The following is an 11,981-nucleotide window of genomic DNA, read 5'->3' as shown; positions in this document are numbered from 1 at the left end:
CCGCCCCCCAGCCATAGACGGCGGCGGCCTGCATCACAGCGGCGGGTCGTTGCCGATCGCGGCACTCAAGGCCTGGGCCAGGGCTGTCACCGAGTAGGGTTTCTGCAGGAACACGAACTCCCGGGTCTGGCCCTGGGCCAGGGCCGGGCTGTAGCCGCTGGTGAGGATCACCGGCAGCCCGGGGTAATCGCTGCGGATGCGGGTGGCCAGTTCGATGCCGCTCATGCCGGGCATCACCACATCGGAAAACACCGCCTGGAACACCCCCGGTTCCTGGCTCAGGCGACGCAACGCCTCGACGGCGCTGGTGGCCCATTCGGTCTGGTAGCCCAGCTCGTTCAAGGCCTGGGCCAACAGCACGCCCACCTCGGGATTGTCTTCCACCACCAGCAGCGTGGCACCCAGGCCATCCACCAGCAGCGGACCCGGGCAAGGGGTCGCCGACGGGCTGACCACGGCTTCGGAGCGCGGCAGATACAAGGTAAAGCGCGTGCCCTGCCCCGGCTGACTGTGGACCACCAGGCCGCCACCGGACTGCTTGGCAAAACCGAACACCTGGGACAGGCCCAGCCCGGTGCCCTTGCCCACCTCCTTGGTGGTGAAGAAGGGCTCGAAGATCCGCTCGATCTGCTGCGGGTCGATGCCGGCACCGGTGTCGGTCAGGGACACCGCGACAAAGTCACCGTTCTGGGCGCCCTGGCTGGCGCTCGCGGGAATCTGCCCCACCCGCTCTACGGCAATCACCAGCAGGCCCTCGCCCTGCATGGCGTCCCGGGCATTGACCGCCATGTTGATCAGCGCGGTATCGAACTGGCCGGCATCGGCATGGATGCAGCACGCTTGCTGCGGCAGTTCGATACGCAGTTCGATGCAGGCGCCGATCAGCGGATTGATCATCTGTGCCAGCAGTTGCACGCTGACGCCGACGTCGAAGGTTTCCGGGCGCAGGTTCTGCTGGCGGGCATAGGCCAGGAGCTGGCCGGTGAGTTTGCTGGCGCGGTCCACGGTGTCGGAAATGGCATCGATGTACAGCTGCCGGCGCTCCTCGCTGAGGTTGCGCCGCAGCAGATCGGTGGACGAGCGGATCACCGTCAGCAGGTTGTTGAAGTCGTGGGCGACTCCACCGGTCAGTTGCCCCACCGCCTCCATCTTCTGTGCCTGACGCAGGATGTCCTCGGTCTTGCGCAGCGCCTGCGCGGCTTCACGCTCGGCCTGAATGTCACGCCCCACGGCATGCAGGTGCTGAGGGTCGGGCACGGCACTCCAGGACACCCAGCGATAGCTGCCGTCCTTGTGCCGAAAGCGGTTTTCCACCCGAGAGAAACTCTGGCCCAGAGCCAGCTCGGTACAGGCATTGACCGCCGCCACGCTGTCCTGGGGGTGGATGAAATCGTAGAAGCTGCTGCCTTCGAGTTCGTACCGCTGCCAGCCCAGCAATCGGGTCCAGGCCGGGTTCACGGCGACGATGCGCCCGTTGAAGTCCGCCACCAGCATCAGGTCGGTGGACAGTTGCCAGATCCGGTCGCGCTCCTGGGTGCGCTCCTGGACCCGCTGCTCCAGGGACTCGTTGAGGCGGCGCAATTGCTCCTCGGCCTCGCGGGTGGCGGTGATGTCCCGGGAAATGCAGAGGATCTTCTCCGGCTGACCGGCCTCATCGAGCATCGGCGTGACCTGCACATCCCACCACTTGGCGTTGCCGGCCAGGGTGTTGGCGGCGCCCTGGAACCGCGCCGACTCCCCGGCCTGGGCAGCGGCGATGGCGGCCTGGGCGTCAAGGTTGCCCTGGCCCTGCCAGAAGTCCGGCCAGGGGCAGCCGGCAATGGCGTTGAAGTCGCTGACCTCCATGACCCGCAGGCCACCTTCGCTCATGAACGACAACTGACCATTGAGGTCCAGCACCTTGATGCAGTCATTGCTGCTGGCCAGCACCCGGGTATTGAGCTCGCGGGTCTCGCGCAGGCGCGACTCGGTGAGCCGGGCATGCAGTCCCAGGCGCACCCGCGCGGTGGTTTCCACGGTGTGGCAGAGCACCCCCAGCACCTGCTCCTGGCGCTCGTCGAATACCGGGCTCATGGAGAACGACCACCAGGTCAGCTCCTCTGCGGGATAGCGCTGCATGTTCACCGGCAGGTCTTCGTGACGACAGGCCTGACCGCGAAACGCCTGCTCGACCATGGGCTGCACATCCGGCCAGGCATCGGCCCAGAGCGTCTCGATGGTCTGCCCCAGGGCATTGGCCAGGCGCGGCCCCAGCACCGGACGATAGGCGTCGTTGAAAAAGAACTGCTTCTGCGGGCCCCACAGCAGGTACAGGCTTTCAGGGGATTCGAGCACCAGGCTCAAGGTGCTGTGCAGCAGGCTGGGCCAGTGCTCCCGGGGGCCCACCGAGGTCTGCGACCAGTCGAACTGGCGGATGGCGGCACCGGTCTCGCCGCCGCGCCAGGTCTGGGGAGCGGCACCATCAGAAGAGGAAATAGTCATGGACCGCATCACACAAGGGAAAAAGGGGCTGCGCCGCCAAACAGAGGCCTGCGCAGGATAACTGACCCCTGGAATCCACGGAAGTTAGCGGGTGGAGGTAAGCATGGCCCGGCCGAGAGGGTTCAGAAGGCCAGTTTGTAGCCGATGGAAAACAGCATGACCGCCAGGCACGGCCGCAGGATCTCGTCGGAGATCCGCCCGGTCATGTGGCTGCCGATCCAGATCCCCGGCAGCGAGCCCATCAGCAGGAACCCCAGCAGGTGCCAGTCCATGTTGCCCATGCTGGCGTGGCCCAGGCCGGCCACCAGGGTCAGGGGCACGGCGTGGGCGATTTCGGTGCCCACCAGACGCTTGGTGGCCAGGAACGGATAGAGGATGAACAGCGCCACAGTGCCCAGGGCGCCGGCGCCGATGGAAGTCAGCGCGACCATGGTGCCGAGGATCAGCCCGGTGACCACGGTCAGGCCGTTGAGGCCGCGGGGGCTTGGCTGATAGTCGCTGCCGTGGCGCTGGGCGAAGGCCATGAGTTTCTTCTTGAAGACAATGGCCAGGGCCGTGAGCAGCAGGACGAAGCCCAGCCCTTGCTTGATCACCGAGTTCAAGGCTTGGGGATCGGAGTCCAGGTTGTTCAAGAACCATAGGGTGGCCAGTACCGCCGGCACGCTGCCCAGGGTCAGCCAGCCGGTGATGCGCCAGTCGATATTGCGGTTCTTCTGATGCACCAGCACCCCACCGGACTTGGTGATGGCGGCGTACAGCAGGTCAGTGCCCACTGCGGTGGCCGGATTGATGCCGAACCAGAGCAGGATCGGGGTCATCAGCGAGCCGCCGCCCACTCCGGTCATGCCCACGATGAATCCCACTACCAGGCCTGCGAATACAAAACCGAAATTACCCACATCCATCAATAAAACCCTACAAATCACACGGCCAGGTGAAAAACTGGCGGCAGCATAGCGGCTAAAGCTTATGTCCATTTATATGAATAAAATCTAACGTTATAACCAGGGTCGTTTTTTCCATGCACCCGTTGCATCAAGCGCCCGCGCACCTTGCATCCGCCACATGCCCATTCAGCCCCTCCCAACCGGCACCGCTGACGCACACCGGAGCCCGCGCATCCGGTATTCTGCTGGGCGCTCGCCGGGGCAACCGATCCAGGGTTCACCCAGATCCTGCCCCCTCCGTCTCCCAAGGAAGGCCCATGACATCCGACGCGAACCCCTACCAGATCGAGCAACAGCGCATTCGTTTCAGACGCCTCTGCCTGCATCAGCAAGCCCCCGGGCAAACCACGCCCCAGCGTGGCAACTGGGGCCTGGCGCTGTCCGGTGGCGGCATCCGCAGCGCCACCTTCTGCCTCGGCGTCATGCAAGCCATGGCCCGGGCGCCGGCACCGGCGACGGCGTCCTCGCCCCCAGCCCAGCCAGCGCCCGAATCCGCCACGGAGCACAGCCTGCTGTCGCGCATCGACTACCTGTCCACGGTCAGTGGCGGCGGCTACATCGGCAGTTTCTTCTCCAGCCTGTTCCTCCCCGGACGCCTGCGCGACCGAGACCTCCAGGACCCCGTGGGCCAGGCCGCCCGCGATGCCTACCAGGCGCTGCGCTTCGAGCCCCCGGGACGTATCAGCACCGGCGTCGACTACGCCCAACAGCCCGTGGGCCAGGGCCCGGGAGCCTGGCTGCGGGAAAACGGCCGCTACCTGACGCCCACCGGCTCCGGCGACATGCTCTATGCCCTGGCCATGACCTGGCGCAACTGGCTGTCGCTGCACGCCATGATCGGCATGCCGATCCTGTTGATGCTCAGCCTGCTGACCCTGTTCCAGGTGCTGAGCCAGGCCAGCCTGCTGCTGTGGCCGCTGATGGCGACCCTGCTGTTCGCCCTGCCCTGCGCCGTGGCGTACTGGCTGGTGATCCCCCAAGGCGACCTGGACCGGCCACCCAACCTTGGCAACCCGGCATTCCGTTTCATGCTGGCCATCGTCACCGGCCTGTGGATCGGCGGCGCCCTGGCCTATGACCTGGCCCAATGGCAAGTGGTCGGCACCCTGGCCCTGGCGGCCGCGCTGGTCGGCAGCAATGCGCTGCTGATCACCCACCGGCTGGTCCGCCGGCTGGCGGATCACCGAGACCCGGCCAAGGACAGCACCTGCAACAACTGCGTGCGCAACTACCGGGTGCAGATCACCCGCGCCCTGGGGCGGGCCATCGCGGCGGTGGCCATTCTCGCTTTCCTGGCCCTGCTGGTGACCGGCGCCCAGGCACTGTATCGCTACCTGCTGGACTATCAGGCCCTGGCCACGCCCCTGCTGCTGGCGCTGCTGATGTGGCTGGTGCGCCGCCTGGTGCTGCTCAAGGATGAAAAGCCGCTGCCCGACTGGATGCGCAAACTGCCCCTGGATGTACTGGCGCTGGTTGCCGGATGCCTGCTGTTGAGCCTGCTGTGTCTGTGCTGGGCGCTGCTGGTGCAATGGGTCGCCCATGACGGTGGCGCCATCAGCTACAGCGCCGCCGCAGCCTGGCGCCTGTTGGCCCTGAGCCTGGTGGCGGCCTTGCTGGTTTGTGTCAGTGGGCGCTTCATCGGCTTTCTCAACACCTCGTCGCTCCAGGCCTTCTACAGCGCCCGGCTGACCCGCGCCTACCTCGGCGCTTCCAATGGCCGGCGCTTCAACGGCCCGCCACAGCAGCGCCGCACCTACCTCAGCGTGGCCGAGCCGATGTCCAGCGACGACCTGTCGCTGCAGCAGTACTACGCCACCCCCAGTGCCGGGCCGGTGCACCTGATCAACGTCACCATGAACCTGACGGTGGACCCCGCCGAGCAACTGGTACAGCGCGACCGCAAGGGCAAGCCTTTGTGCATCGCGCCGAACTGGGCTCCCGCAACCGAGGGCGGCGTCGCCAGCGACGGTCCGGCGGAGCGCTACACCCTCGATGGCAAGCCCTACTGTCGTGACCTGAGCCAGGGCCCGACCTCGGAAATCATGAGTCCCCTGAGCCTGGGCCAGTGGATCGGCGTCTCCGGCGCCGCCTTCAGCACCGGCCTGGGGCGGGCCAACAGCCTGGGCATGTCGCTGATCCTGGGGCTGGCCAACATACGCCTGGGCATCTGGTGGCCCAGCCACTTCGTCGATCCCGGACAGCCGCATTGGGTGCCCCGTGACCTGACGCCCTGGACCTACTTCAGCACCCAGGCCTACCTGTTCTATGAGCTGACCTCGCGCTTTCATGGGCATCGGCGCGACTACCAGTACCTGTCCGACGGCGGGCATTTCGAAAACACCGCCACCTACGAGTTGCTGCGTGAGGGGCGCGGGGTGGAACTGATCGTCACCTGCGACAGCGGCTGCGATCCGGATTACCAGTTCGACGACCTGGCCAATCTGGTGCGCCTGGCGCGCATCGACCAGGCCCTGGAGATCCGCGAAGACCCGGGGGTACTGGTCCATCCTCAACTCAAGGCGCTGTTCGGCAGTCTGCAAGAGTTTCGCCAGCCGCCGAGCGCCGACAGTCAGAAGTGCGCCTTGCTGCTGAACGTCTACGCCCATAGCCCCGACACCCAGGCGGACATCGCGGCCACACCCCACTGCCGGATCCTGGTGCTCAAGCCACGGCTGATCGCCGGGCTGACACCGGACGTCGTCAACTACGCCCGGGCCAACCCGGGCTTTCCCAACCAGAGCACGGTGGACCAGTTCTTCGACGAAGCGCAGTTCGAGAGTTATCGCCAGCTGGGGCTGAATATCGGCCAGAAGCTGTTTGGCCGCAGCGGCCAGTCCAACGAAATGGCCGAGGCCTTGTGGCGCTACCTGGATGATCCGCAACCTTGAGGCAGGGCCAGCGGATCAACCTGAACTTCAGCGCGGCTGGTGCACCTTGACCGCTTCCAGCCACTGCGCCTCCAGGCGCTCCTGCTGCGGGTCGATGCCCTGCTCGGCCAGCAGCGCCAGATGGCGCTCCACTTCACCAAGCATCTGTCCGTGGGCGCTGGAGTTGGCGTCCAGCTGATGCATCTGGGTCAGTCCCAGGTGATAGAAACGCAGCAGCTTGAGGGCCGCCGGATCTCCCGCCGCCACCCCGGCGGTGACCTGATGCATGACATTGGTCACCCGCATCAGGCTGCGCTTGAGGCGCCAGCCATAGACCGCCGAGGCCATCCACGGCTGGGTCCAGAACACCGTGCGCAACAGCACGGCGCTGATCACCAGCCCGGTGAACACGCCGCCGGCATTCCACACCAGGTTATCGCCGCCGGGCTGGCCGAACACCGCTACCGCCGCGCTGGAAAACAGCATGGCCAGGGCGATGAACACCAGGGCGATGATCAGGGTGCTGCGGCGGGTTTGCCGGCGATAGAGTTCAGGGTCCTGCGGGGTGATGACGAACATGGGCGCGACGGGCTCCGGAAGCAGTAGGGAAATGAGCAGGCGGGCATTATCACCGCTAGGGCCGGGAGCGGTGGCTTAAATCGTCGGGGAGGGACACAAATACTGCATAACCCTGATCCAGGTCGCTGTATTGCGCCCTCCCCCCGCTCAACGCCGACGCGCACGCAATGAACGCCCCAGGCGACGCCAGCCCAGCACCACGCCGCTGACGCTGATCAGCAAGCCTCCGGCGCTGAACAGGATCATCCACAGATCCCACAAAGGTCGGTTGGCCAGCAGCGGCAGCCAGTCCCAGCTGTGCAACAGGGCGAACAGCCAGCGCGAGGCGCGGCGCGGCTGATCCAGCTGCCCGGTGATCGCCCCGGTGTGAAGATCCAGGTGCAGCCAGGTCTGGGCCGGGTCGTCGAAGCGCACCCGCAGCACCGGCAGGCGCTGCTGCAGGTGGCCCATCATGCTCTGGGGCTCCCGAGCGTAGTAATAGAAATCGTAGGCAGCCAGTTGCTGGACGATCATCGGCCGCTCGGGGCGAATGGCCCAGGCCGCCTGCCGCAGGGTGTCGGGGTTGAACTGACGCAGCACTTGGTTCTCGGCCATGGCCAGAATCCGCGTGCGCCCGGCACCGTCGTAGCCGATGACATACCCCTTGCCGCCGATCATCCGCCACTCCAGCTCCCGGGCCTGCAGGCCGTCGTCGGCAAAGCGTTGCAGGGCCTGGGCCGCGCTCAGGGGAAAGGCCGCCGCGTGCAGCGGTCCGCCCTGGTAGGCCGTCACCGACAAGGGCTGGGCACTGCTGAAGAGCTTCCACGGATTCATCGACATCAGGCCGCTGAAGATCCAGGTGATCAGCAGCACGCCGAACAGCATGCCGCCCAGGTGATGCCAGCGGGCAAAACCCTGGTACGGCGAGTGCGAGCCGTTGCGATAGGTGCGTTTGAAGCGCCAGCGCAGCACGCCCACCGCCAGGCCGAGCACGGCCATCAGGGTCGCGGCCAGGGACAGGTAGGTAACGATCGGCCCCCAGGCGCCATCGATGCCGATGCCCCGCAGCGGGTACAGCCAGTGCAGCCAGGCACCGATCCAGTTCCAGCCGCGTTCGGTGGCGGTGGCATCGCGCACCACCTCTCCCGTGGTACCGGAAACATACAGCAGACGTCGTTCGGCATCGGCGGTGGCCACCCGCAGCAAGGGCCGGTCGGCGTCCAGGGCTCGGGATTGACTCCACATGTCGCCATTGACTGTCCCGCGATCACGCACCGCCACGCCCGGCGCAAACTGCCGGGCCGCCGCCAGAGCCTCGACCCGATCGGTGGGCAGCGCCTGCAGGCCGCTATCAGCCTCGATCGCCACCTTGCGCGGCCCGGGGTATTCGAGGATGTAACGGGGCGCGCCGGCCACCGTGGTCAGGCGGATGCTCGAAGGGGGGTGCTGCGGGTCAGCGGCATGCAGCACCTGCTCCAGGTCGGCGCTTTGCTCGTCCAGAACCAGCGCCGGCAGGTGTGCCAGATGCTCGGCGGGGGTCAGCTTGGGGTAGCCGACATACAGCATCACCACCCCGGAAATAAACCACAGGGCCATGAACAGGCAGGCAACAATGCCCAACCAGCGGTGCCAGAGGTACAGGTAACGCTTCATCACAGGCTGCTCGCAAATGCGCGGGGCGCCATCGGACGCCCCGCTGTCTCAGGTTAAAAGCGCGTTTGCAGCGCCAGCTCGAAGGTCCGCGGCGCCCCCAGGTACAGCTGGGTGGGCGCTGTGGTGCGGGCGTAGACCTGATCGGTGAGGTTGCGCACCCGGCCGGTGATCCGCGTATCGGCATTCAACTGATAGCCGACGAAAGCGCCGAAGATCGTGTAGGCCGGCGCATAGCGCGTGTTGGCCGCGTTGGCGTACATCGACGCCACATAACGTGCATCGGTCCCGACCTGCCAGGACGGCGCAAGGTCGTAGGTCAGCCACAGGTTGCCCACCTTGTCCGGGGTGTTGGTGGGGCTGTTGCCCTTGCGCGACACCGGCCGGCCGCCGACGTTTTCATAGAACTCGTCGTACTGGGCATCGACATAGGCGAAGTTGCCTTCGGCCAACAGCTTGGGCGTGACCCGCAACGAACCCGCCAGCTCCACGCCCCGGGACGATTGCTGGCCCACCGGCTGGCTGCTGCCGGGGTTGCTCGGATCGGCGGTGGACAGGTTCTTGCGTTCGATGCGGTAGGCGGCCAGGGTCGCCGAGCCGCGGCCATCGAGGAAATCGAACTTGCTGCCGATCTCCCACTGATTGCCGGTGCTGAGATCGAAATCCCGTACCTGACCGTAGCTGGCGGTGGTCAGGATTCCTGCCGGCGGATCGGCGGCGGTGCTGTATTGCACGTAGACGTTGGCCGCCGGCGTCAACTCATAGACCAGCCCCAGGCGCCCGGTGGTGGGACGGTATTTACGCTGGAAGAACGCCGGGTTGGCCTCGGTGACCGCGCGGTAGTTGGTCACTTGCAGGTCGATCTGGTCGTGGCGCAGGCCACTGAGCAGGGACAGGCGCTCGGTCAGTTGCAGGCGGTTTTCCAGGAACAGGGCCCAGGTGTCCACCTGGTTGCGGCGGTTCTTCTCGAAGCCGCGCTGCATGCCCGGCAAGTTCCAGAAGCTGCCCGGATCGAAGGCGTCCGGATCGACCCCAGGCAGCGAGCCCGACACCGAGCGCGGGTAGTTGCTCATCACGTTGTGGCTGTAATCGATACCCGCCGACCACTGGCTGTCGAGGCCCAGCAGGCTGTCGTGATGCAGCAGTTCGAAGCGATTGCCATTGAGCTCCTGGGCATGGCGCTGGAGCAGGATGCCGGAGCGGTTCACCTGGGTGTTGCTGCTGTTGTAGGCGTAGGTTTCCAGGTTGCGGTATTCGCGGTCGGCGTTGTAGTGGTACAGAGTGTTGCGCACGGAAGTACGCTCATTGACCTGATAGTCGATGATCGAGCGCAGCCATTGCACCCGCTGTTCATAGCGACCGTCGCTGACGTTGTAGTTCTCGAAGCGCCGGCTCTGGTCCACTTCCATCTTGCCCCCCAGCGGATTCAGCGCCGGCGTGCCCCAATACGGGCTGTCGACGCTTTCGTTCTGGTACTCATAAGCCAGGGTGTGGGACAGCTGGTCGTTGAAATCCGTCAGCAGGGAAAACGCCGTGGTCCAGGCATCGCGCTGCTCGCGGTCGACATAACCGTTGCTGGTGGTGTGGCTGACATCGAAACGCGCGTAATGCCGCGGCCCTGCACCTTCGTTCAGCGCATGGTTGAACCCGAAGGAGGTTTCGCGGCTGTCGTAGGAGCCATAGCTGACCCGCCCTTCATTGAACGACTCGGTGCGCGAAGGCAACTTGGTGATGTAGTTGATCGAACCGCCCACGGCACCGGCGCCATAGAGAAAGCTCGACGGCCCACCGACGGCCTCGACCCGGTCGTAGATCCAGCTGTCCACCGGGCGCGCGGCGATGGAGTCGTACTGCACGCTGATGCCATTGAACAATTGGGTGATTTGCGCCCCGGAGAAGCCGCGATAGGACACGAAGCCCGGCACCCCGGGGGACGAGGCCGCGTTCATCCCCGGCACGCTGGCCAGGATGTCCTGGGTATTGGCGGCGCCGCGCTGCTCGATCTGCTGGCGGTTGACCACGTTGACCGTCGCCGGGGTTTCCCGCGGGGTCAGGCCCAGGCGCGAGCCGGTGCTGGTCTGGGTATCGAGTTGCAGACCGGTTTGTGGCGCTTCATCGGCGCTGATGCGCATCTGCGGCATTTGCAGCGGGGCATCGGCCAGGGCATTGAACGACAGGGCACAGCACAGCGCCGCGCAACGGGGGGAGCGATACAGGAACTTCATGGACTCGGACTCGAAAAGAAATCATCGAACAGCGTCCGGCAGCAGTCGCCGGAGCGACCGTGCAGCTAATGCCGGAGGACGAGAAAGCGCGACCGTCTGATGCGGTCGCCAGGGCGAGTCAGCCCAGTGGCGGTGCCCGGGGATTGAGCGCGGGCCACGAATAACGCGGTGGCGCCTTGCTGCGCCGCTCCCCTCCGAGCCGTGGCGGGCGCTGGCGACGCAGCAACCAGCCGAGGCAAAACAGCAGCGCGATGCCCAGGCTCACGGCCGAGCACAATGGGCACATGAACGTGCTCAGCCCTCCGGCGGCGGCCTGGTCGCTGAAGTCAGCGTCCAGCGCCGGACCCGGGTTGCCCATGGCGGAACAGAACTGCCCGCCGACGCCATTGAGCGCCAGCCCGACCATCTGCCCATGGCCCAGGCCGCAGACGAACACGTTGAACAGCACGCAGAAATACAGCGTCCAGGCAATGTGGGGGCGGTGGCAAGAGGCATGGGTCATGGCGGCAAGATTAACAGCGAAAAAAGCACTGGAAAATCACCAATGCAGGGCAAGCGAAACTCATGGCCCTGCCAGCGGTGAGGTTGTGGCGAGCTTTATAGCCGACTCCCGAAGCGCCAAGAATCGGACCAGAACTAAAGTCTCCGGGTGGCGGGGACAGCAGCACCCGGGTGCCGCCGGGCGAGCTCATGCCTTGGCGGCCCCCGGCTACCTGCATTGCCCATGATGGCCTTTAGCCTTGATGCGCAAGAAGTTGCGCACTCAAATGTGGATAAGCCTGTGGGTACATGGCTGTAGGCATGACGGACAGGGCTGTACAGAGGAGTGCGCAAGAAGTTGCGCAGTACTGCGCAACTTCTTGCGCACTTTCTTTAGGAAATCAGGCCGGAAACAGCCTGTTGAACCTTGGATTTCTATCAAGTGATTGATTGGCAAGGAGTATTGGAAAGTTGGCATGACTCTTGAGATATCCATGAAGCCCGGCCGGCCATTCAGGCCCCGGTTTTTCCGTATATCCAAGCAAGGAGAGCAACAATGGCAACCCCAGCGTACATGTCCGTCACCGGTACCAAACAAGGTCTGATCACCGCCGGTGCCTTCACCGCTGACTCCGTTGGCAACACCTACCAGGAAGGTCACGAAGATCAGGTCATGGTCCAGGGCTTCAGCCATGAAGTGATCATCCCTCGCGATCCGCAGTCCGGTCAGCCCACCGGCCAGCGGGTACACAAACCGGTGAAGATCACCAAGG

8 protein-coding genes are annotated in these 11,981 nt (G+C 65.3%); 2 read left to right on the top strand and 6 right to left on the bottom strand.

The window, feature by feature from the left end; translation table 11 throughout:
- Positions 1-33: 33 nt before the first annotated feature.
- Together BLX41_RS30140 and BLX41_RS30135 are read right to left on the bottom strand one after the other, a co-directional pair.
- Positions 34-2,481, bottom strand: coding sequence for a hybrid sensor histidine kinase/response regulator (locus BLX41_RS30140; RefSeq protein ID WP_123727823.1), 2,448 nt, complete (start codon positions 2,479-2,481; stop codon positions 34-36).
- Positions 2,482-2,603: 122 nt separating this feature from the next.
- Positions 2,604-3,386 carry a sulfite exporter TauE/SafE family protein gene (locus BLX41_RS30135; protein ID WP_123727822.1) on the bottom strand — a complete coding sequence of 261 codons (783 nt, stop codon included), beginning with the start codon at positions 3,384-3,386 and terminating at the stop codon, positions 2,604-2,606.
- A 299-nt stretch (positions 3,387-3,685) separates the two neighbouring features.
- Between BLX41_RS30135 and BLX41_RS30130 the strand changes: the two genes are divergently transcribed.
- Positions 3,686-6,316 (top strand): patatin-like phospholipase domain-containing protein, encoded by a 2,631-nt coding sequence (locus BLX41_RS30130; RefSeq protein WP_123727821.1) that lies wholly within the window; start codon positions 3,686-3,688, stop codon positions 6,314-6,316.
- 27 nt (positions 6,317-6,343) lie between these two features.
- Here BLX41_RS30130 and BLX41_RS30125 read toward each other — a convergent pair whose 3' ends face one another.
- The 4 genes from BLX41_RS30125 to BLX41_RS30110 all read right to left on the bottom strand — a co-directional run bounded on the left by BLX41_RS30125 (position 6,344) and on the right by BLX41_RS30110 (position 11,230).
- Complete coding sequence (locus BLX41_RS30125; RefSeq protein ID WP_102864603.1) at positions 6,344-6,874, bottom strand: DUF3087 domain-containing protein; 531 nt, start codon at positions 6,872-6,874, stop codon at positions 6,344-6,346.
- Between the two features lie 147 nt (positions 6,875-7,021).
- On the bottom strand, positions 7,022-8,506 hold the full coding sequence (locus BLX41_RS30120) for a PepSY domain-containing protein (RefSeq protein ID WP_123727820.1): 1,485 nt from the start codon (positions 8,504-8,506) through the stop codon (positions 7,022-7,024).
- 53 nt (positions 8,507-8,559) lie between these two features.
- On the bottom strand, positions 8,560-10,728 hold the full coding sequence (locus BLX41_RS30115) for a TonB-dependent receptor (RefSeq protein ID WP_123727819.1): 2,169 nt from the start codon (positions 10,726-10,728) through the stop codon (positions 8,560-8,562).
- Between the two features lie 118 nt (positions 10,729-10,846).
- On the bottom strand, positions 10,847-11,230 hold the full coding sequence (locus BLX41_RS30110; RefSeq protein ID WP_123727818.1) for a DUF2946 family protein: 384 nt from the start codon (positions 11,228-11,230) through the stop codon (positions 10,847-10,849).
- 534 nt (positions 11,231-11,764) lie between these two features.
- Here BLX41_RS30110 and tssD point away from each other — a divergent pair.
- The coding region (gene tssD / locus BLX41_RS30105; RefSeq protein ID WP_123727997.1) for a type VI secretion system tube protein TssD at positions 11,765-11,981 on the top strand (217 nt) is incomplete at its 3' end.

The sequence above is a fragment of the Pseudomonas protegens genome (assembly GCF_003732485.1).
Classification (GTDB): domain Bacteria; phylum Pseudomonadota; class Gammaproteobacteria; order Pseudomonadales; family Pseudomonadaceae; genus Aquipseudomonas; species Aquipseudomonas protegens_B.
Note: the sequence above shows the minus strand (reverse complement) of the source record. Positions and strands in the feature narration are given on the sequence as shown.

Bases quoted from the DNA above. Each gene is read 5' to 3' on its own strand.
- BLX41_RS30140 (WP_123727823.1), bottom strand. From the start codon at position 2,481: ATGACTATTTCCTCTTCTGATGGTGCCGCTCCCCAGACCTGGCGCGGC.
- BLX41_RS30115 (WP_123727819.1), bottom strand. From the start codon at position 10,728: ATGAAGTTCCTGTATCGCTCCCCCCGTTGCGCGGCGCTGTGCTGTGCC.
- BLX41_RS30135 (WP_123727822.1), bottom strand. From the start codon at position 3,386: ATGGATGTGGGTAATTTCGGTTTTGTATTCGCAGGCCTGGTAGTGGGA.
- BLX41_RS30130 (WP_123727821.1), top strand. From the start codon at position 3,686: ATGACATCCGACGCGAACCCCTACCAGATCGAGCAACAGCGCATTCGT.
- BLX41_RS30125 (WP_102864603.1), bottom strand. From the start codon at position 6,874: ATGTTCGTCATCACCCCGCAGGACCCTGAACTCTATCGCCGGCAAACC.
- BLX41_RS30120 (WP_123727820.1), bottom strand. From the start codon at position 8,506: ATGAAGCGTTACCTGTACCTCTGGCACCGCTGGTTGGGCATTGTTGCC.
- BLX41_RS30110 (WP_123727818.1), bottom strand. From the start codon at position 11,230: ATGACCCATGCCTCTTGCCACCGCCCCCACATTGCCTGGACGCTGTAT.